Origin of the sequence: Pseudomonas sp. R62 (genome assembly GCF_000257605.1) — a bacterium.
In the GTDB taxonomy this organism is placed as follows: Bacteria; Pseudomonadota; Gammaproteobacteria; order Pseudomonadales; family Pseudomonadaceae; genus Aquipseudomonas; species Aquipseudomonas atacamensis.
This window is the reverse complement of sequence record NZ_JH635998.1, coordinates 1,812,079-1,832,343: the sequence shown is the minus strand read 5'-3', so window position 1 is coordinate 1,832,343 and position 20,265 is coordinate 1,812,079. Positions and strand designations below refer to the sequence as shown.

Below are 20,265 nucleotides of genomic sequence, written 5' to 3'. Positions count from 1 at the left end.
GTTGAGCATTATCTTCAGCAACAGCCGTGAGCGCGCTTACAAGTGGGTCGGCAGCCCCAACACGGCGGCACCGTTCAATGGCAAAACCGCGCTGGATTACATGCTGGCGGGCCGGGTGGTCGATATCGCCGATGTGCGCCGCTACCTCGACGGAGTGCGCGGTTGAAAGCGCCGGCGCCGGTGGATGTGCCATGGCCGCGGGCGTATCGCATCGTCAACAGCAGCTTCCCGCCGATTGCACTGTTCGAAGACGTCCTCGACCCCGAGGACCTCGAAGTTGCCTACGCCATCGAAGCACTGACCAATGATCGGCTGGTCGAACAGGCCGGCGTCCTTGCCCGCGTACGTCCCGAAGATCGCCTGTCCGGCCCCGGTTCCAGCCCGGTGATGGCCGCGTTCACTCACGTCGGCAAACGCAGCCGTTTCAGTGACGGCACCTTCGGCGTCTATTACGCCGCCAGCAGCCAGGCTGCGGCCATCGCTGAAACCTGTTTTCACCAGGAACGTTTTCTCGCGGCGACCCGGGAAGCCGATCTCGAATTGACCATGCGTACTTACTTCAATCAGGTGATCAGGCCGCTGCATGATATTCGCCATGGCTTTGATCATCTGCATCAGCCTGATCCTGAAGCCTATGGCCCATCACAGCTGTTCGCGCGACAACTGCGCGACGCCGAGTCGTGGGGCTTGCTCTATAACAGCGTGCGGTTGACCGGGCATGAATGCGTTGCGGCGTTTCGGCCGCCGGCGGTATCGATTCCGAAGCAGGGCAAGCATTTGCGCTATGTCTGGAGCGCAAGTGAGGGCAGAATTTCGTTTGTATTCGAGATCAGTCAGGTCTGAATTATCGCTTTGACTTCGTCGAGCGTTGTGACGGGAATGACGCTGGATGGAATTCGCGAAGAGGGCGACAAGTTGTAAACGGCAAATTTACTGTCGATGACTTTGTCGGACATGAGTTTCAGAGATGGAAGAATTCTGGAATGAAAATGCTGGTCCAGCCCGCACGGGGAGATAGAGCTTCCATCAGTCTCGTAAAAACGCCCGGCCGACTGGTTCATATCCGCTCCCACCAAAATCACCTTGGAAAAACCCGCGTGATAGGCAAGTTGGAGTGCGAGATACAAGACTGTGCGGGCATCAAAAAAACCATGGGCCAGGTTTTTGCTGAACCCGATACTGCGGTTTCGACTACCCCAAACAGCTCGATTACGTACAAGATCCTGGTTGTTGCGAAGTAGCCATTCAGTCAGGGTTGGTTTGGGCGCTTTCTTCAGAAGATAGAGATCACCTGTCGGTTCAACGGCCAGTTCCGGGGCCTGGCGAGCCCAGAGAGCTACTCGCTGACTGGTGCGCATCGCATAGGCAAACAAGTCAGGCTGTTGTAGCGAAAAACTGGTGTCGGTGCATGCGTAGAAGAACGGCTTGATGCCTGTTCCCATGAACATGGATATCGCGCCGTTCACCGTGATCATCGGGATATCGGCAAACTGTTCAATGGGAAAGTCCTTCGCAGAGTTACCCGACGCGATTATGAATACAGCGCCTCGAGCAATGTTTCGACAGTCAGAAAAGTCCCTGATTTGCGAACGTGCGGAGCCGTTTGGCGTTTCTGATGTTGAGTTCATCGATGGTCTCTTGGTCCATGTCATGCATTCAGTCCGTTGTGCTGACGGGATGAAGCGAGATGACTCTTCTATAGCGTCGCGCTTTGTAAGTGAGTGTTGCGCTCGGCGTTAGTTCCCGTTTGGCTGCTGGGCAGCCGATTTGGCAAAGAACGCTCCAGTGGCTGGCGGGTTATCTGGATAGATGCAGGAGGGAAGTCGGATATGTCCGCGCACCAAGGGGCTTGAGGAAGGCCGGCATGTTTTCGGCAGGCCTGAAATGCAAAAAAGCCCTCGTATCAACGAGGGCTTCGAATGGCGGTTTGCATCAATGCCTGTCTGGTGGCGCATCCATTACTTTCACCACATCATCGATCAGTGCCTTGCTTGGCTCCTGCAGATACTGCGAGGCATAAGCGCGGACGTTGCAGGATTGGGAACAGGGGCGCAGGCAGCCGACGGATGCAGCGCAGACTCTCTTGCGGGTCGCAAGTCAGCATCCTGAGGCGTTGCGGGATTTGTATCCTGCCTGATCCCCATAGTTGACTTCTTGGCTGACCCAGAAACAACAAAGCCCCTGCATTTCTGCAGGGGCTTTGTTTTGTATGGTGCCGGCACCAGGAGTCGAACCCGGGACCTACTGATTACAAGTCAGTTGCTCTACCAACTGAGCTATACCGGCGTGTGGGCGACGATTATAGCGATTGGGTAGATCCTGTAAACCCCTGAATTCAGACTATTTTTGCATTCCGGAAAAATCAGGCCCTGCGCAAATTAATGCGCAGCTTTTGTACCTCAAGCGCAGTAAGGCATTTATGCAGGGCGTACGGTTGAGTCTGGGCTTTCGGGACCCTGCAGTTATTCACTCGGCCAGCCCAATATTCGTCGGTTATGTCCTTTTGGTTGGCAGCTTATGCACAACTGAGGGGCGCTAGGACTGCTTGGGCGAGGTTTTGTGAAGCCATTCTCATCTTGTTCGCAAATCCCTGTTTTACAGGTTTTTATTTATGTGAACAAAAAATGACCAGTGTTGTTAAGGCGACGAAACATGCGCAGATATTGGATCCACGGAAAATCCATCAACAGAGTTATCCACAGGCTGTAACGTTTTAAGCGCGTTCGGCGAGCAGCTGTAAATTACGCGGCGTGAGGCAGGCGTCGCAGAAGGTGCCGAGGCGTACGACGTATCCCTGTTCTGCGAGGAAAAGTGCCCGATCCAGATTCAGCCAAAGCTCCAGCGGTCGTCGGAACAAACCGCGGAGCAATTCCAAGTTGCGCACTTCGGCCAACCGCTGCCAACCGGCGGCTTCGAGTGTCGACCAGTCTGGCAAGCCGACTGTGGATAACTCCTTCAGTGCTGACAGATCGAGACAATAGTCCGCAAACGGTTTGTCCAGCCAGGCGCTGGGCAGGGAGGGCGTTGGCAGGTATTGGTCGACGCCGCGCAGTTGCCGTTGCAGCAGGTCGAAAGCCAGGCGACGAGCCATCGAGGTGTCGCGCTGACGTCGGACGCGCGCACCGGCGGTGACGGTTTCGCTCATCGGCAACGCCAGATCTTCCAGCGACAGGTGTAGGAGTGATGCCGATCCTGCGCAGGACAAGGCCTGATATTCGTTACGACTGATGCGGTTGTAGCAGCAGGGCGCGATCGCCATTTGCCGGCAACCTGCGGCACTGGCCAGTTGCATCAAGCGCACATGAAGATCACCGCACGCGTGGAGGGCGACGGGGGTGTGCGCGGCGTTCAATACGGCCGGGGCGTCTGCCGCGAGTACATCCTGTTCGACATGCAAAGCGTGCATATGATGACGCTGACTCAAGGCCTGACCGCTGGCGACCAGCACCGGATCGTATTCAACGCAAGTCAATTGTTGCCCGGCACCCAACAGGCGCCGTCCCAGATGCCCTTTGCCGGAGCACCAGTCCAGCCAATGCGTCGGCTGCGAGGCAAAGGACAAGCGCCCGGCAAACGCCTCGATCTGCTGCCACTTGCGCCCGGGCACATCGACATTCAAGCGATGCCCGGCAGCTTCAAGCGCACGCCCCGGCAACTCACCGACCGCACTCAACTCTGCCGACAACTTCGCCAATGAAGCGAACGGCTCTGGCGCATCGACAAGATCAGCAGGATGGTTATGCGCGCGTTCTGCATCTTCCAGCGACCGCCCGCGTAGCCACGCAGACAACTCCGGGTAGGACGCTTCCCATGGAAGTTGTAGGTGAGTGAACGGCCGAGGTTTCCACAGCGCCTGATGCTTAATCAAAAAAGCATCCAGCGCGGTGAAGCGGGCGAGTAGAGCCTCGCCCGTCAGCACGTGGGAGGTATCAGCGGCCTTGGCAGGCATCGACGCGCAGCCAGCGCTCCAGCAGCTTGAAGCCGCGTACCAGCACGTAAGCCATGACCAGATAGAACACACCGGCGGCGAAGAAGATCTCCACCGGCAGATAAGTGCGGGCGATGATTGTGCGGGCCATGCCGGTCAGTTCCAGCAGGGTCACGGTGCTGGCCAGGGCGCTGGCCTTGAGCATCAGGATCACTTCGTTACTGTAGGCCGGCAGGCCGATGCGCGCGGCACGGGGCAGGATGATGTAGAACATTGCTTTGGGCCGGGACATGCCCAAGGCCCGCGCGGCTTCGATTTCACCTGGTGGAATGGCCTGAATGGCACCGCGCAGAATCTCGGCGATGTACGCCGCCGTGTGCAAGGTCATGGTCACGGTCGCGCACCAGAACGGATCGCGCAGGTAGGGCCACAAAGCGCTTTCACGCACCGCGTCGAACTGCGCCAGGCCGTAATAGACCAGGAACAGCTGCACCAGCAGCGGCGTGCCGCGGAAAAAGAAGATGTACGCGTAAGGCAGCGAGCGCACGTACCAGCGCTTCGAAGAGCGCGCGATGCCCAGCGGAATGGCGAGCAGCAGGCCGGCAATGACCGCGATGGCGACCAGTTCCAGTGTCAGGGTCGCGCCCTGTGCCAGTTTCGGCAGCCACTTGATGATGACCTCCCAGTTCATTGCGCGCTCCTCGCAAAGCCGCGAGCGGCGCGTTTTTCCAGCAAGTGCATGCCGGTCATCGCCAGCACCGTCAGGCCGAGGTACATGATTGCCGCGACCATATAGAAGGTGAACGGTTGTTTCGACACGGTCACACCAATCTGGGCGTGACGCATGATTTCCTCGAGACCGATCACTGAAACCAGCGCGGTGTCTTTCATCAGGATCATGAACAGGTTGCCCAGGCCTGGCAGGGCGATGCGCCACATCTGCGGCATGATCAACCGGGTGAAAATCCGCCACTTCGACAGGCCCAGGGCCTGGCCGGCTTCACGGTGGCCCTTGGGAATGGCCAGCAGGGCGCCACGAAACACTTCCGTGGCGTAGGCGCCGAAGCACAGACCCAGTGCGATCACACCGGCGGCAAAGGCGTTGAGTTGCAGGTCGGGGTTGCCGAAATACTCACCGAGGGCGCGCATCAGGTTGACCGTACCGAAGTAGATCAACAGCACCCAGAGCAATTCGGGGACGCCGCGTACCAGCGTCGAATAAGTGCCGCCAAGCCATTGCAGCGGCTTGTACGGGGAAGTTTTGGCCAAGGCGCCGAGCAGGCCGAGCACCAGGCCCAGGCACAGGGCGGTGAGGGCCAGTTGGACGGTCATCAGCGCACCAGCGGCGAGCGCCGGGCCGAATCCGTAGAGGTCGATAATCATGGGTTTCTGTTCAAATTGCGGCAGGCAAAGTCGGGAGCCGGCGCCGCTTGATCACGGCGCCGGTCCCACAGGTCAGATCAATAGATGCTGAACGGGAAGTACTTGTCGTTGATTTTCTTGTAGGTACCGTCAGCGACGATTTCCTTGAGGGCTGCGTTCAGCTTGTTGCGCAGCTCGTTGTCACCCTTGCGCACGGCGATGCCGATCTTGTCGCTTTCCACCACCGGGTCGCCCTTGAACTCGTAGTCCTTGCCGGCGTCGGTTTTCAGCCAGTCATAGTTGGCGTACTTGTCGGCAAGGATCGCGTCGACACGGCCGGAGGTCAGGTCGAGGTAGGCGTTTTCCTGGGTGTCGTAGAGGCTGACCTTGATGTCGTCACCGTAGGTGTCTTCCAGCCAGGTGCCGGCCAGCGTTGCGCGCTGGGTGCCGATTGTCTTGCCCTTGAGCGAGTCCTTGTCGGTCTTGAAGTCGACGTTTTTCGGCGCGATGAACTGCAATTTGTTCGAGTAGTACGGGTCGGTAAAGTCCACCGCGGCTTTGCGCTCTTCGGTGATCGACAGCGAGGAAATCAGGAAGTCGAATTTCTTCGCGTTCAGGGCCGGAATGATGCCGTCCCAATCAGAGGTGACGACGGAGCATTCGGCTTTCATCTTCGCGCACAGGGCGTCGCCGATTTCCTTGTCGAAGCCGACCACCTGGCCGCTCGCGTCTTTATTGTTGAACGGCGGGTAGGCCGCTTCGATGCCCATTTTCAGGGTTTCAGCCATGGCACCGGCGCTGAATGCGAGGGTGACGGCTGCGGCCAGGAAGACCTTCTTGAAATTCTGCATGCATGTTGCTCCGTTAGCGGTTGCTGGACATGAATTGTTTGCAGCGCGCCGAAAGCGGGTTGTCGAACACCTGCTGTGGCGATCCTTGCTCTTCTATAAGGCCCTGATGAAGGAACACCACTTCGCTGGAGACCTGGCGGGCGAAGCCCATTTCGTGGGTCACGAGCAGCATGGTGCGGCCTTCTTCGGCCAATGCGCGGATGACACTAAGTACTTCCTGAACCATTTCCGGGTCAAGCGCGGAGGTCGGTTCGTCGAACAGGATCACTTTCGGCTGCATTGCCAGCGTGCGGGCGATGGCGGCGCGTTGTTGCTGACCACCGGACAATTGCGCCGGGTAGGCGTGGCGCTTGTCAGCGATGCCGACCTTGGCCAGCAGGGCTTCGGCGACTTCGACGGCCTCGGCCTTGCTCTGACCGAGCACGCGGCGCGGGGCCTCGATGACGTTGTCGAGCACGCTCATGTGCGGCCACAGATTAAAGTTTTGAAATACAAAACCAATCTCCGAGCGCAGGCGATTGATCTGTTTGCCGTCGGCGGCGACCAGTTCGCCGTTCTTCGCGGCCTTGAGCTTGAGTTCTTCACCGGCCACGAGGATCTGGCCCTGATGCGGGTTTTCCAACAGGTTGATGCAGCGCAGGAACGTGGACTTGCCGGAACCGGAAGAGCCGAGGATCGAGATCACGTCGCCGTCGCGGGCGGTCAGCGAGATGCCTTTGAGCACCTCCAGCTGTCCGTAGCGTTTGTGCAAGTTGCGGATTTCAAGCGCGGGCGTGGCCTCAGCCATGTGCGTTCCTCATATATGTTGCGCTCCTGCTGTTGGCGGGCCTTCCTGGCGAGGCGGCCAAGCTAGCATAGCGTTTCAATGGCAGCCAACAGCGCTACGAGCGGTAAACGGGTGGCATGTGGCGGGTTGTCGCATCGGCGCAGCAGACTGTCGCCCCATCAACAACCGAACGGGTGTTTGATCATGCAAACCCGTGGGTGCCGCGTAAAAAAAGGCGCGATGTTGCCAGCTTTGGCGGGGTGTTGGAAGCGCTATCCGGCCGAACGTTCCTTATTCGCCCTTTTTCTGTGCGTCGCACACTTTTTCTGTGTGTTTCTGGTGCGCGGATTCGTCTTGAAAGTGAGTCGCCGGGTAACGTTCTGGCGAATAGCCATTAAACTCAATGACTTGCATCGGATGCCGGAGCCCCCGGCACTTAAGGACTTGAAACATTTTGGCGCAAATATTGCGTGCAGAATAAGGAACAGGCCGTTGGATTCTTTTTACGAGAAAGAATTTTCAGACGCGCCGGACGCACTCGCTTTCCTTGCAAAGGTAGTCTCTATGAGCAGTACCCCAAGCTCCACAGGCCTCGAACAGGGGCTCAAACCGCGTCATGTGACCATGTTGTCGATCGCCGGTGTGATCGGCGCCGGTCTGTTCGTCGGCTCCGGCCACGCCATTGCTGCCGCCGGCCCGGCCGTGCTGCTGGCTTACGCCGCCGCCGGTACGTTGGTGGTGTTGGTGATGCGCATGCTCGGCGAAATGGCCGTGGCTTCGCCGGACACCGGTTCGTTCTCGACTTACGCTGACCGCGCGATCGGTCACTGGGCCGGTTTCACCATCGGCTGGTTGTACTGGTGGTTCTGGGTGCTGGTGATTCCGCTGGAAGCCAACGCCGCCGCGACCATCCTGCATGCGTGGTTCCCGGGCGTGGACATCTGGGCTTTCGCGCTGGTGATCACCATGCTGCTGACCGTGACCAACCTGTTCAGCGTGAAGAATTACGGCGAGTTCGAGTTCTGGTTCGCCCTGATCAAGGTGCTGGCGATCATCGGCTTCATCGGCCTCGGTCTGGCGGCGATTTTTGGCTTCCTGCCGACCAGTCAGGTCAGCGGTGTGTCGCATCTGTTCGACAGTGGCGGCTTCCTGCCCAACGGCATGGGCGCTGTGCTGGGCGCGATCCTGACCACCATGTTCTCGTTCATGGGCACCGAGATCGTCACCATCGCGGCGGCGGAATCGAAGGACCCAGGCAAGCAGATCTCCAAGGCGACCAACTCGGTGATCTGGCGGATCGGCCTGTTCTATCTGGTTTCGATTTTCATCGTGGTGGCGCTGGTGCCGTGGAACGATCCTACCCTGGCCAACCTCGGTTCCTACCAGACCGTACTTGAGCGCATGGGCATTCCCAACGCGAAGATGATCGTCGACATCGTCGTACTGGTGGCGGTGACCAGTTGCCTGAACTCGGCGCTGTACACCTCGTCGCGCATGCTGTTCTCCCTCGGCAAGCGCGGCGATGCCCCGGCCATGTCGACCCGCACCAACAAGAGCGGCACGCCTTACTGGGCGGTGATGCTGTCCACCGGCGCAGCGTTCCTCTGCACCTTCGCCAACTATGTGGCTCCGGCCGCGGTGTTCGAGTTCCTCCTGGCCAGCTCCGGCGCCATCGCCCTGCTGGTGTACCTGGTGATCGCCTTCTCGCAACTGCGCATGCGGAAACAGCGCATGGCGCGCGGCGAGAAGATCGTCTTCAGCATGTGGCTGTTCCCGGGGCTGACCTGGGCGGTAATCATCTTCATCGTCGCCGCGCTGACCATCATGCTGTTCCAGGAAGCCCACCGCGTGGAAATCCTCGCCACCGGTCTGCTGAGCCTTATGGTGGTAGCGGCTGGTCTGCTGGTGTCGCGCCGTCGCAAGCTGGAGAAGCGTGGTGCGGTGGTGTTGAACTGAGTCGTAACGCGTGATGTAAAAACGGCCGCTGTCAGGGATGACTAGCGGCCGTTTTTGTTTCTGAGCTTTCCAGTCAGGTTAAACCCAGTCCTCGATTCGCAAACCGGAAACGCGTTGAAACTCCCGTACGTTGTTCGTCACTACAATGAGTCCAAGTGAGCGTGCGTGGCCAGCGATCATTTGGTCGTATGGCCCGATCGGCGTTCCAGCCTTCGCGAGTTCAGATCGAACCATCCCGGCCTGTGCGGCTGCGTCGTTATCGAAAGGCAAGACATCCAGTCGCGCGACAAATCCTTCAACAATTGCCAGATTTTTCTCCGGGGCCGCCGACTTTTCAGCACCGTAAATAAGCTCCATAAGCGTGATAGCGCTGATGCACAACTGCCCGGAATGTCGATTGAAGGCTTCCCGGACAATTTGTGGTTTGTTCTTGATGGTGAAGATGCAGATATTTGTATCCAGCATGTACTTGATCATCAGAACGACTCGCGCTCCTGTTCAGTGGGTTGCTCACGGTTAGCCATGAAATCAGGGCTGACGCTCTCGCCATCAAACCAGCTATCCCAGCTTTCTCCAGCAGGCGTAATGACGCGTGTTCTGCCAATCGCGATGACTTCCACTCGTTTAACGTCGCCGGGCATCGCAACTGCCTTTGGCAGTCGGACTGCCTGACTTCTGTTGCTCATGAAAATTGTGGTCTGCTCCATATTCGAGCTCCCGGGTCTGTTCCTGTGATCAGCTCAGGATAGATCGTGCTGGGGATATGTCAATGGGATATACATCGTCACCGGACAAAGAGTAGCTAGGTCATCCAAACAAAAACGGCCGCTGTCAGGGATGAGTAGCGGCCGTTTTTTGTTTCTGAGAAGGGCTTATTCGCTCTTGTCTTCCTGGGGCTCTACCGACTTGCCATAAGCATCCAGCGCCACGCCGAAATCCGTAATGAACTGCGGCTCGCTCAGCCAAGCCTGGGCCTGTTCGATGGTCATGCCGTCGGCCCACATGCGGTAGTCGATGAGCATATCGGCGGCCAGGTGGGTGGCGGCCATGCCTTCGTTGTCGGCGTTTTCCATGTCGAGCAGTTCAGGATGGTCGACGATGATGAAGGCCAGTTCGCGCAGCAGGGTCAGCAACATTTCGTTGCGGCTGACGGCTTCGGCGTCGCGCATTTTGCTGAACATCGCCAGGGTGTATTCCGGGATCGGCTCGGCGAGGTGGCCGAGGTCTTCGTCCTGATCCAGCGGTTTGCGCCCGACCATGCGGATTTGCTTGGCTTTGGCCTTGGCGCGTTTGGCGCGTTTCTGTTGCTTGTTCAGGGATGCCATGGGAGCTCAGTTCTTCTGTTGGGTTTGTGCCGCGATCGCGTCGGATGCCGCTACATAGTCAGCCTGGAAGGCCGGGGATTCGATCCACGCCAGTGCGCCAGCCTCGTCGGTTTCCTGCGACCACTGGCGATACTCGATCAGCGCGGCGAGGATGAAATCCATCGCGCCTTCTTCGCCTTCCTGCTCATAGACCAGTTCCAGCAGCGGATCTTCAAGGAACGCGGTGCACATGGCCTGTTGGCTGATCTTCTCGGCGTCGATCATTTTCTTGAACAGCTCGGTCAGGTCCACCGATTCGAAATCGATGCGGTCGTCGTTCGGGTCCAGCTCGACCGGCGCTTCGGCACGCTTGGTGCGGTTCTGCTTGGCCTTGGCTTTGGCCCGGGTGGCGCGTTTTTGCTGCTTGTTGGCGGAGGCCATGATGTGTTCCGTCGTGCGTTGAGAGGGGCTCAGCTGCGTGGCACTTGTCGGCCGGGTGTATCGGCGGCCAGTGCGCCGGTCTGCAGCCAGGTCAGAGCAATGGGCCATAGTGTGGCTTGGTATGCGCTGCGAAAAAAGCCGAAATGTCCGACTTGTCGTTCGCCGATGTCCTGCGGCGCAATGCGCAGATGGGTTTTTGCCGCGTTGCTGAAGTAGCCGAGCAGGCGTTCGATCGCCGGGATCGTTCCGTAAGGATCATCGCTGAGGCTGATGGCGAGGGTCTGCGCGCGGACGCCATCGAAGGGCAGGGCGCCCGCCTTTTTCATCAGTGCGCGACCGCTTGGGCGTTGCTCGTAACGTGCGGTGGGCGTGCTCCAGTCGCGGACTACGGCGGTTGGCGTGTCCTCCAGCCAACCTAGCCGTTTGCCGGGGAAATAGCCGCAGAGCAGCGCCATCAAAGGCATGACTACATGCCACTTGCCGAACATCCGCCAGCGCTGTTCAGGGGCGTAATCGCGCCAATAAGCGAACTGCGCACCGACGGTTACCAACCGTCGGATCACTTTGCCCGACTCCGCCAAGCCCGCCGCGCAACCACCGAAGCTGTGGCCAACCACATCGATTGGCTGACCGGGAAACTCCTGCTGCGCGCGTTTGAGCATCGCTTCGAAATCCAGAGCGCCCCAGTCAGTCCACGAAGCGCGCAGCCCTTTGATCGATTCGCTGCGTGATTCGCCGATGCCCCGGTAGTCGTAGGTCATCACATCGCAGCCATGGCTGAACAGGTAGGCCGCGAACCGTGAATAGTGGCGACAGCGCACCGAGGTGGCGGCGTTGATGATGACCACCGGGCGCTGAGGATCGGGCGAACTGTGGCGCCAGGTGAAGCCGCCGAGTGCGTAGCCGTCGACTGCGGTTTCCTTGAAGGGCGTAGCTTTAGTTACAGTCAAAGCTGCTTGGCTCAACTCTGGGTCGCCCACATCAGATGTCTGCTGACAGCTCATGGCGCTTGACCTCGGCGGTTAGGTGCCAACCATAGTCGCCGCGCTGATCAAGAACAATCCGGCCGGTTCATTCACTGGATTGAATGAGCATGCGTTCTTCGATCAACGCCTGTTCGCGGTTGAGTTCAGCACGTAACTCTTCTTCGCTCGGCAGTATCGTCTTGTAGCTGCTGGCGAACAGTTGCTCATTGCCTTTGAGCATGGAATAGCGCGCCACCGAGTCATTGCTTTCCGCGCTCAGAATGATACCGACGGTTGGCTTGTCACCTTCGCTGCGCTTGAGCTCGTCGTACATGCGCACATACATGTCCATCTGCCCGACATCGCGGGCGCTGAGCTTGCCGCGTTTCAGGTCGATGATCACGAAGCACTTGAGCAGGTAGTTGTAGAACACCAGATCGATATAGAGGTCGACGCCGTCAGTGCTGATGCGTTGTTGGCGGGCGACAAAGGAAAAGCCTTTGCCAAGTTCAAGCAGAAAGCTTTGCAAGTGATCGATGAGGGCTTGTTCGAGTCCGCTTTCCCTGACTTTGCCTGCCGAGGGCAGGCCGAGGAATTCGAGCATGACCGGATCGCGAATGAATTCCCGCGGATTGCATTTCATCGCGTCGATGTTGGTCGTGGCTTCCTCGACCACCTCGGCTTTGTCCGGACTCATCAGCAGGCGCTCGTAGTAGAGCGTCAGGATCTGACGATCAAGGGCGCGGCTTGACCAGTTGAGGTCGGCGCATTCGTTCATGTACCACAGGCGCGCTTTCTCGCTTTCGACGCGTAGCAGGCGGCGGTAGTGGGTCCAGCTCAATTCGGGACGCAGTGCGTCTCGAATTGGAAATTTTTGATAAAACAGGCGCATCTTCCACAAATTGGTTTGATCAAACCCTTTCCCGAATTGCCCGGTCAGATCCTTAGCCAGTAGGCCAATCAATTTTTTCCCATATCCCGCACGTTGGGCTCCCTGTTGTTCAAACTCGACGATATGCCGGCCGATTTGCCAACAGGTCTGCACCTGAATCGTATCGACCGCGCGTAGCACTTTTTGCCGCGCCTGGCGAATCAGCTCGCCCAGTTCGCCCAGCAGTGAATCGATTTTATGGTCTTGTGTATCAGCAGGTTTGAGCTGGCTCATCGGGTCTTCCGCATTCTGGAAACAGAGACGCAAGCATGCCGGGGAAGGCGGCGCAGGTATGTCGGGCGAACCTGCGAGTTCGGAAGGAAGGGCGGGACAGGCGTTGCAGGACTTTGCCACCGGAAGGCGCGTAACAGGGTAAATGTCCGTAGTCCATTTCGTACTTTTTGCCCAGTCAATCGCCGCAGAGTTGGCGGCGCTGCGGTGAGCGATCTGGTGTTGCGCTGGAATGAAAGGAACAGGCAGGTAAGAGGCTGCTTCAAAAAAGCGCCCCAGTTGCATCATCGCGAGCGCTTGCCCTTCGGCCTCTGCTCACGCATCCGCCCTTTGCGATAAATCCACAGCCCGAACACACCGATGGCCAACATGAACGCGGTCCAGAAGCTCTGCCACATGAACTCGAACCAGTATCGCCGAGGTTGCAGTGCCAAGGTGTAGGTGCTGCGCGGTCCGCGATTGTTGGTGGTGATGGAACCGCTGATCCAGCTTTCGATAAGCATGTAGATCGAAAGACACACGGCAAAGGCGATCAGCACTCCCGCGAGCACCGTTAGCCAGAATGTCCAGCGGCTCGGGCGATACGGCGGGGGATGCGGCAAGCGAATACGGGTTCTTTTCTGATTCATAAGCGAGGCTCGCGTGAGCCGGTCAGAAAACTGCCGGCTCTTGCAATTGTTCAGTCGGCATCTGCCGCAGGCTCGTCGGGCGTGCGGCAAGGTGGGCGCATTCAGCGATCACCTTGAGAATGCCGATCACCGCCGGCGTCAGCGCAGTGCCGAGGCAGATGCGCACGCCTGTGGAAGCCTGGCCGTCGGCGAAAAAGATGCCGCTGCCAGCCACGTGACAACCACGCTCCGTGGCCAGTTGCTGCAGCGCAGACATGTCGGTGTGTGCCGGCATTTCGATCCAGTGGATGAAGCCGCCGCGCGGTGGGACGTAGAGGGTGCCGATCGGGAAATCCGTGCGCACCAGCGCTTCGACAAAACTCGCCAGCGAAGAGAGTTGCGACCTCAATCTGGCGCAGTGCTCGTCCATGTAGCCACGGCCGATGAATTCATTGAGAACATTTTGCGCCAGGCTGGAAACGGCCAGGTTGCGCGAAAACATCTGCGCGAGGATGGCATTGCGGTATTTGCCGGCCAGACACCAGCCGACGCGATAACCCGGCGCGATGGTTTTCGAAAAGGACGAGCAGTAAATCGTCTGGCCGCTGCTGTCGTAGCTCTTGAGGGCGCGCGGTCGATCAGCTTCGGGCACCAGGTCGAAGAAGATGTCGTCTTCGATGATCGGCACATCCGCTTCCCGGGCGATCCTTGAAAGTCGCGCGCGCGCTTCGTCGGGCATGATGAAGCCACGCGGATTCTGCAGCGTCGGGTTGAGAAAGATCACCGCGACCTTTTTTTGCTTCAGCGCTTCCTCCAGATGATCGACATCCAGGCCCGTGCGGCCGTGGGTGCGGATCGGCAAGGCGCGCATGCCCAGGCGTTCGATGGTCTGCAGAATGCCGTAATAGGTCGGGGTTTCGATGGCGACTGTAGCGCCTTTCGACGCGACGGCTTCCAGGGCCAGTTCCAGAGCGATGGTGTCGCCCGACGTCACCAGAATATCGTCCGGCCCGCAGACTACACCGCGGGTCAGCATCAGCCCGGCGATGCGCCGCCGCAGCGCCGGTAGGCCGGGTGGCGCGACCAGACCGCTCAGCGCGTTGTCAGTCCTGGCGGCCAGCACCGAGAGGCATTTGTTGAGCAACACGTTGGGCGTGAGATCGCTGTGCAGAACCGCCGAATTCAGCGATGCAGTGGTGCGCGACGCTGCTTCGGAGAGCATCGCGACCACCGCATGATTGACGTTGACGGTGACACTGGAAAAATCGAAAGCGCCGGACGGTTTTGCCCGTCCCGATGCCGAGACGAAGTAGCCGACGCGCGGCACCGTCGTGACGTAGGCCTCGGCCTCGAGGTCGGCCAGCGCCCGCTGCACCGTGGTGATGCTGGTCTCGAACATCCGCGCCAGAACTCGGATTGACGGCAGTTTCGCTTCGGCCGCCAGGTCACCGCTGTCGATCTGGCGAATAATCCAGTCCTTGACTATCCGCCAGCGCTTGTCCGGCAAATCAAACCTGTCCATAAGTTCTCTGTGATGATTCGAAACAATTCACAGAAAGTAGAGCAAAACGATCCCTGTTGCAGCAACTATGACGATGTTCAGCGCCACCAGACCGAAGGCGAAGCGGATCAGGCTGTTTTCTTCCTGGCGGTTGGCACCGGCAAGTCCGGTGATCAATGACAGGATCGACAGCGAGCCAAGTGCGCCATGGCCGGCGGCGCTGTTGACCATTGCTGCCAGCCACGCCCCGTGTTCGCTGCTCAGCGCGGCAATGGACGGCATCACCAGCGTGTTGCCGCCGACGTTGGAACCGGTGACATAACCGGCAATCCCCGCCAGCAGGGCGATCGTCGGCGCCAGCGAAATACCCGACATGGATTGCAACGCGCTTTGCGCCTCGACGAGGAATCCGGCGTTGACCATCACCTGGGAGAGCAGCAGGAACAGGAAGATTGTCGTGACCGGAAACTTCGCCCGGTTGAACAGCGCTTGCCACGGGAAACCCGCGCCCGCGGTTTGCCTGAACGCCATCAGCACGGTCACGATCAGCAGCGCCAGCCCTGGAGACGCCAGCGGCTTCCATGAAACGTGTTCGCCCCTGACAACCCACAGGCCATCCCAGCCCGACAGCACGAACAGTCCGCGCGACGCCACAATCACTCCCAGCAAGGCCAGATAAGGCCATGCCGCGCTCGGCCAGCGCACCAGTTTTTTCCGTTGCGCCCAGGAGATGCCCAGGCCGACGCAAGCCACGGCCAGCCCGGCCAGCACACCGGAAACTTCCGGGCCGAGCCACAGGTTGACGCCAAACAGCACGGCAACGAACAGGGCCGTCACGACAAGCAGCCCCAGCCACGCTGTGATCCTGCGGATGCCGGCCTGCCACAAGGCCAGCGACGCCAGGCAGAGGAACACCGGCGCGCTGATCAGCGCCGAATGGATACCGAGGGTTTGCGCCGGCAAATGCGCCAGCAAGGCACCGATCACCGTTGCCAGACCCAGCGTGCCCCACGGCATGATCACCATGCCGGCGAGAGCGATTTTCATCCCCGACTGGCGAGTGAAAAGCCCCATCAGCAGCGGCACCGTGGCGATCAGCGAAACGCCGAAGCCGGTCATCGCTTCCAGCAGCGGCGCCAGTCCCAGCACGATGAAAATCACCTGCGCGGGGGGTGTCCAGCCGAGTTCCTTGACCCACGCGCCGATGGCCTGTGGCGCGCCGCCGCGCTCGACCAGAATGACGAAGGCCAGCCCCGGGACGATGACGCACGCGGTGCTGAGAAACAGGATCGTGGTGTCTTGAAAAATCGCCGAGGAGATCGCCGCCGACACCGGCCCGGCAGCGCCCAGCGCCCACAGCACCAGCACCAGCACGACACCGGCCAGCGCCGCTTGTACCGGCGGACGCCGGAGGATCAGAATCAGCGCGATCACCAGCGCGATCGGTGACATTTGCAGCAAGAGAGAGCTCATAGCGGTTTCCTTGGCTTAATCGTGCGTCTGTCCGCTGTACTCGGTCGCCCGCATGGACGTGCGCTGGCAGAACGTCTGATACCACTCGCTCAGGCGTGCCTGCGCCGAGAAGTCCGAGAGTTGACGGAAAGCGACCCAGTCCAGGGCCGTCGCCAAGGCGATGTGGCCGACGGTGATCGGGCCATTGAGGTCGACGTGCTCTTCGATAAAGCGATACGCCTCCTTGAGTTTGTAGGCCTGGCCGTCCGCGTACGCCGGATAGCGCAAAGCCTCGGGACGCCGCTCGACTTCCCAGCGCAGCTTGATGCCGACGTCGCACATGCCCTGCGCCAATGCCTGCAGGCGTAGCGCCTTGTAGCGCTCGGGGCCGCTGGCCGGGATGAATTTTCCACCACCGCTCAGGTCATCGAGGTATTCGCAAATTACGATGGAATCGAACAGTGCGCTGTCGTCGGGCAGCATCAGCACCGGCACTTTACCCAAGGGGTTGGCCTGGTAAATGGTCGCGTTCGGTGAAGTCGGGCTGGTCTCGTGATGTATCACCTCAAGGCTCGATGCGATGCCAAGTTCGTGAGCCAGCACCAGTACCTTGCGGGCGTACGGCGAATGCGTCTGATAGTAGAGTTTCATGCGCGAGTTCCTGTCTCAAGGATGGCGGTGGCGACTCGATGGGCGTCCATGAACAGCCGCGAAGGTGCGCCCGCCGAGGTGACGTAGTGGTTGTAATAACAAGAGCCTTCGGCGAGCGGTCCCAGCACCCAGATGTCATGCACCGCTTCGCCGCTGTTCGACCTCGGGTTGCACGCCGCGTCGACATCGATGCCGTCGATGCCCGGCACATCGGTGCGCGGACGCACAAGGCCCAGGCGCGCGAGGTCGCGCACAGGTGCGCAGTCGCTGTGGGTGACGCCGCTGCTCTGGACGTAACCGGCGACTCGCTTGAAGTGTTCGATAGCCGGGCGTGAGCCGGGCTTGAGGAAGGTCAGCAAACCGGCATCACACAGCGCGAGCAGATCGGCGTGGCGCTCCTTCTGCGGGCCGGCGACCAGACGGTTGATCGCCTTGTGCCAGCGGCCATAGAACTGCCGATGCGAATCTTCGGTGAGCCCGTCGAAATCCACCGCCTCACGCAGCCGGTCACGCAAGTCGCGCCAGACTTCAATGGCGGCTTTGATCGGCGACGCGGCGCGTCCCAGGCGTGCTTCATGCAAGTCGGCTTCGAGGGTGTCGTAAATCCATGCGTGATAGTTGTAAGGCGTGACGCTGTCGGGCAGTTTGTGGCTGATCAGTTCCAGCGGACTGACTGCGCCGGCAATCGCTTCGAACTCGCGCAGCAAGGCTTCACAAGCGGCCACACCGGCAGGGCCGGCAACGCTGACGGTTCTGAGCTGCTCAAGCAGCTGTTGTGGCGCTGAGGGTTTATGCAGAACGGCGACCGCAGCGGCACGCATCTCCAGCAGCATCAGCGGCAGAATGTCCCGTTCGAAATCCAGCCGACGGTTATGCGCGTTGCCCCGCAACGATTCGATGCGCTCGCTCGTGAGCAGCACGGCGCTATGGCGGGGGCAGCCGATCAAGCCATTGGGACGCGTGCGAAACGGCAGCCCGTCCCGCGACTGAATGAAGATCACCGGCTCCTGACCCGACGGCTGGTAAGTGTGACTGCCATCAGCCATGGGTTTGTAGATCCCCCCTCTGCCAGCCGTCAGCGCCGCCAGGGTGTCCATGGCGCCCAGGCCCAGCCCTTCGATCAACACCGTTTCGCCGGGCTCGACGGTGGTAAGGCTGCCCGGCAGCGGGTAAACGTTGTCGACCCGGTTCTGCCCCGCCAGGCGCAGGCGTCCGGTGTGGCCGACGGTCAGCACCAGACGATCCACCGTCACCGCAGCGCCGTCGGCGGTTAGCAGAAGGTATTGCTGGTTCTCGTTGCGCTCGACCGCCGTGACCTGATGCCGATGCAGATTGACCGTTACCCAGGCGGGTGCGGTCGTGAGGATCCGCGTGAAGGCGTCGGCCAGATAAGCGCCGAGCAGGTGCCGTGGCAGAAAATCCTCCGGCTCGACGTCGCGACCGTCGGCGGCGAGCAGGCCGCTGTCGGGGTCAACCTTGACGTGCTGTGCTCGGCACCACGCGAGAAAGTCCGGCCCTGGCCGTTCCCGGGCGTCGGTCAGATCACCGAACGCTGCTGCGTCGGGAAATACCCCGAGCTGACCGGCGACGGTGTTGAGCAACAGGTAGTCCGGTTGATCGGGCCAGTGCGCGCCGCTGCCGAGCACGTTGGGCTCGAAGATGTCGATGAACACCGGTTGTTCCGGGCGTTCCTCGGCGCGGCTCAACAGGCGCTCGAATACCGACAATCCGCGCGAACCGCAGCCGATCAGGCCGATGTGCACAGGCGCCTTCACCATCTGCGCTCCTCGCCAAAAAATGACGGGATGACAATTGCCGTACCGGCCGCCACCGCAATGTCGTGGATCATCCGGCCAATCGCGAGATCGAGAATGCCCATGCCGAATGGCGAATAGATCAGCGGTTTGTCCTGGGCGACATGCAGGTCACCGCGAATCAGCTGCGCCACTGTGCCGGTGACAAAGTCGCGATGGCCGTATTGCTGCTCGGCCAGATGCGGTGAGGTATTGGCCTTCAGGCAATGGGTGATGTCGTCGAAGTAGTTGTAACTTTCCTCGATGATTTTGGCGCCGATATCCCGCAGCGAGATGTTCAGAACAATCTGCCCCGGGCGGAACGTGCCCTGGCCTTTTACGTACGGCTCGCCCGCGCTGGTGGCGAACACCACGATGTCGGCAGTCAGCGCTTCTTCGAGCGACAGCAGGCGTACATCCGGCAGGCCCAGTTGTTCACCGAATTCCGCGAGTGCTTGCGCCGATTCCGCGTTGAGATCGTGAATGCCCACGCTGTCGAAGGACCAGTCGTCGGCGACGAAAGTCTCGAGGATATTTCTTGAGATTACCCCGCCACCAATGATCGAAAGTGTCGCCGCGCGGCGGTTCTGGCCATTCAGCCACCAGGCACCCAGGACTGCCGACGCTGCCGTGCGCACGGCACTGATCAGCGCACCTTCGAGCAGCGCGTAGGGGTAACCGGTCTCGGGATCGTTGAGAATCAGCACCGCAGATGCGCGCGGAATGCCCGACTTGATGTTGTCGGGATAACTGGCAATCCACTTGATTCCGGAGACGGATTGATCGCCCTCGCTGTCGACGATGGCCGCCGGCAGCGCAATGATCCGGTTCGCCGGTTGCGCAGGGAAACGCAGGAAATAACTGTCGGGGTTGACGGTTTCGCCACGCTCGTGGGTCAGGTAGGTCTGCGCCACCATGTCGATGGTTGCATGCCGCAGCCCGTTGAGGATGTCTTTGACGACAGCGCCGGGGATGACGTGGAACGGCTGGATCGGATTCTGTGTGGTCATGAGGATTACGCCGAGAGTGCCAGAGCGATTTCAGGGAAGAGGGGCTGCAGTGCGGTTGCGCCGATCCGCTGGGTGACCCAGTCGTCGGAATAGATGGTTTCGAGATAGCGCTCACCCATGTCGGGGGAGATCGCCACCACGACATCGTCGGGCCGGATATGCGGCGCCCACTGGCGGATGCCGGCGAGCACAGTGCCGGTGGAGCCGCCGAAGAGCAGGCCGTAGCGTTGCGCCAGCCAACGGCAGACCTTGATCGTCTGTTCCTCGGGAATCGACAGGAAGTCGTGAATGCCCGACGACTCGAATATCTCCGGCAGGCGGCTGGTGCCGAGCCCCGGAATATGGCGCGTGCCGCCCGGCAGGCCGAACGTCACCGAGCCGACGGTATCGACGGCAATGACTTTGGTCTGTGGATGATGTTCGGCGAAGTAGTTCTTGCAGCCCATCAGCGTGCCAGTGGTGCCAGCGCCGACGAACAGGTAATCCACGTGCGCAAATTTGCTCGCGATGGACCT

The 20,265-nt window shown here is 60.0% G+C and carries 23 protein-coding genes, 1 tRNA gene and 1 pseudogene; 4 read left to right on the top strand and 21 right to left on the bottom strand.

The genetic code is table 11. From position 1 onward, the window contains the following. Positions 1-166, top strand: a 166-nt coding sequence (locus OQK_RS29155) for an MbcA/ParS/Xre antitoxin family protein (protein ID WP_157221902.1), incomplete at its 5' end; no start/stop codon positions are given. Further along, entirely contained in the window at positions 163-843 is a 681-nt protein-coding gene (locus OQK_RS09395; RefSeq protein ID WP_016772148.1) for an RES family NAD+ phosphorylase, read from the top strand. The genes OQK_RS29155 and OQK_RS09395, both read left to right, overlap by 4 nt. On the opposite strand, the gene OQK_RS09390 is transcribed toward OQK_RS09395, so the two are convergent. Together OQK_RS09390 and OQK_RS31140 are read right to left on the bottom strand one after the other, a co-directional pair. Beyond that, positions 834-1,652 (bottom strand): LPS biosynthesis protein, encoded by an 819-nt coding sequence (locus OQK_RS09390; RefSeq protein WP_038860804.1) that lies wholly within the window; start codon positions 1,650-1,652, stop codon positions 834-836. The genes OQK_RS09395 and OQK_RS09390 overlap by 10 nt on opposite strands. A gap of 280 nt (positions 1,653-1,932) precedes the next feature. After that, positions 1,933-2,004 carry a hypothetical protein gene (locus OQK_RS31140; protein ID WP_238537212.1) on the bottom strand — a complete coding sequence of 24 codons (72 nt, stop codon included), beginning with the start codon at positions 2,002-2,004 and terminating at the stop codon, positions 1,933-1,935. A 19-nt stretch (positions 2,005-2,023) separates the two neighbouring features. Between OQK_RS31140 and OQK_RS31135 the strand changes: the two are divergent. Beyond that, positions 2,024-2,137, top strand: a pseudogene (locus tag OQK_RS31135) (helix-turn-helix domain-containing protein); the annotation flags it as partial. A gap of 73 nt (positions 2,138-2,210) precedes the next feature. Here the strand turns inward: OQK_RS31135 and OQK_RS09385 are convergent. The 6 genes from OQK_RS09385 to OQK_RS09360 all read right to left on the bottom strand — a co-directional run bounded on the left by OQK_RS09385 (position 2,211) and on the right by OQK_RS09360 (position 6,928). Next, positions 2,211-2,286 (bottom strand) — tRNA-Thr (locus tag OQK_RS09385). A 427-nt stretch (positions 2,287-2,713) separates the two neighbouring features. Next, positions 2,714-3,949 (bottom strand): methyltransferase, encoded by a 1,236-nt coding sequence (locus tag OQK_RS09380; protein WP_016772146.1) that lies wholly within the window; start codon positions 3,947-3,949, stop codon positions 2,714-2,716. Next, on the bottom strand, positions 3,930-4,619 hold the full coding sequence (locus OQK_RS09375; protein ID WP_016772145.1) for an ABC transporter permease: 690 nt from the start codon (positions 4,617-4,619) through the stop codon (positions 3,930-3,932). Before OQK_RS09375 ends, OQK_RS09380 begins: the two co-directional genes overlap by 20 nt. Next, positions 4,616-5,311: an ABC transporter permease gene (locus OQK_RS09370; protein ID WP_016772144.1), complete on the bottom strand. Its 696-nt coding sequence runs from the start codon at positions 5,309-5,311 to the stop codon at positions 4,616-4,618. Before OQK_RS09370 ends, OQK_RS09375 begins: the two co-directional genes overlap by 4 nt. A gap of 77 nt (positions 5,312-5,388) precedes the next feature. After that, positions 5,389-6,141, bottom strand: a complete 753-nt coding sequence (locus OQK_RS09365; protein WP_016772143.1) for an ABC transporter substrate-binding protein — start codon at positions 6,139-6,141, stop codon at positions 5,389-5,391. Between the two features lie 13 nt (positions 6,142-6,154). Next, positions 6,155-6,928, bottom strand: a complete 774-nt coding sequence (locus OQK_RS09360) for an ABC transporter ATP-binding protein (RefSeq protein ID WP_016772142.1) — start codon at positions 6,926-6,928, stop codon at positions 6,155-6,157. Positions 6,929-7,471: 543 nt separating this feature from the next. Between OQK_RS09360 and gabP the strand changes: the two genes are divergently transcribed. Beyond that, on the top strand, positions 7,472-8,863 hold the full coding sequence (gene gabP, locus OQK_RS09355) for a GABA permease (RefSeq protein WP_016772141.1): 1,392 nt from the start codon (positions 7,472-7,474) through the stop codon (positions 8,861-8,863). 78 nt (positions 8,864-8,941) lie between these two features. Here gabP and vapC read toward each other — a convergent pair whose 3' ends face one another. The 13 genes from vapC to OQK_RS09290 form a co-directional block, all read right to left on the bottom strand. Then, on the bottom strand, positions 8,942-9,340 hold the full coding sequence (vapC, locus tag OQK_RS09350) for a type II toxin-antitoxin system tRNA(fMet)-specific endonuclease VapC (protein ID WP_016772140.1): 399 nt from the start codon (positions 9,338-9,340) through the stop codon (positions 8,942-8,944). Then, positions 9,340-9,570: a type II toxin-antitoxin system VapB family antitoxin gene (gene vapB, locus OQK_RS09345; protein ID WP_016772139.1), complete on the bottom strand. Its 231-nt coding sequence runs from the start codon at positions 9,568-9,570 to the stop codon at positions 9,340-9,342. The genes vapC and vapB overlap by 1 nt, the downstream gene beginning before the upstream one ends. 165 nt (positions 9,571-9,735) lie before the next feature. After that, on the bottom strand, positions 9,736-10,188 hold the full coding sequence (locus OQK_RS09340; protein WP_016772138.1) for a hypothetical protein: 453 nt from the start codon (positions 10,186-10,188) through the stop codon (positions 9,736-9,738). A gap of 6 nt (positions 10,189-10,194) precedes the next feature. Further along, on the bottom strand, positions 10,195-10,608 hold the full coding sequence (locus OQK_RS09335; RefSeq protein WP_016772137.1) for a hypothetical protein: 414 nt from the start codon (positions 10,606-10,608) through the stop codon (positions 10,195-10,197). Between the two features lie 29 nt (positions 10,609-10,637). Further along, complete coding sequence (locus OQK_RS09330; RefSeq protein WP_038860803.1) at positions 10,638-11,612, bottom strand: alpha/beta hydrolase family protein; 975 nt, start codon at positions 11,610-11,612, stop codon at positions 10,638-10,640. Positions 11,613-11,679: 67 nt separating this feature from the next. Continuing rightward, positions 11,680-12,738, bottom strand: coding sequence for a PDDEXK nuclease domain-containing protein (locus OQK_RS09325; protein WP_016772135.1), 1,059 nt, complete (start codon positions 12,736-12,738; stop codon positions 11,680-11,682). A 281-nt stretch (positions 12,739-13,019) separates the two neighbouring features. Next, positions 13,020-13,364: a hypothetical protein gene (locus tag OQK_RS09320; RefSeq protein ID WP_024011214.1), complete on the bottom strand. Its 345-nt coding sequence runs from the start codon at positions 13,362-13,364 to the stop codon at positions 13,020-13,022. 22 nt (positions 13,365-13,386) lie between these two features. Further along, on the bottom strand, positions 13,387-14,865 hold the full coding sequence (locus OQK_RS09315) for an aminotransferase-like domain-containing protein (protein WP_016772133.1): 1,479 nt from the start codon (positions 14,863-14,865) through the stop codon (positions 13,387-13,389). Positions 14,866-14,892: 27 nt separating this feature from the next. Then, on the bottom strand, positions 14,893-16,317 hold the full coding sequence (locus tag OQK_RS09310) for an L-lactate permease (protein ID WP_016772132.1): 1,425 nt from the start codon (positions 16,315-16,317) through the stop codon (positions 14,893-14,895). A 15-nt stretch (positions 16,318-16,332) separates the two neighbouring features. After that, positions 16,333-16,947 carry a glutathione S-transferase family protein gene (locus OQK_RS09305; RefSeq protein ID WP_016772131.1) on the bottom strand — a complete coding sequence of 205 codons (615 nt, stop codon included), beginning with the start codon at positions 16,945-16,947 and terminating at the stop codon, positions 16,333-16,335. Further along, entirely contained in the window at positions 16,944-18,725 is a 1,782-nt protein-coding gene (locus OQK_RS09300; RefSeq protein ID WP_016772130.1) for an FAD/NAD(P)-binding protein, read from the bottom strand. Before OQK_RS09300 ends, OQK_RS09305 begins: the two co-directional genes overlap by 4 nt. Continuing rightward, positions 18,719-19,750, bottom strand: coding sequence for a 2,3-diaminopropionate biosynthesis protein SbnB (sbnB, locus tag OQK_RS09295; protein ID WP_038860801.1), 1,032 nt, complete (start codon positions 19,748-19,750; stop codon positions 18,719-18,721). Before sbnB ends, OQK_RS09300 begins: the two co-directional genes overlap by 7 nt. Positions 19,751-19,755: 5 nt before the next feature. Continuing rightward, positions 19,756-20,265: pyridoxal-phosphate dependent enzyme (locus OQK_RS09290; RefSeq protein ID WP_038860800.1), on the bottom strand; the 510-nt coding region annotated here is incomplete at its 5' end.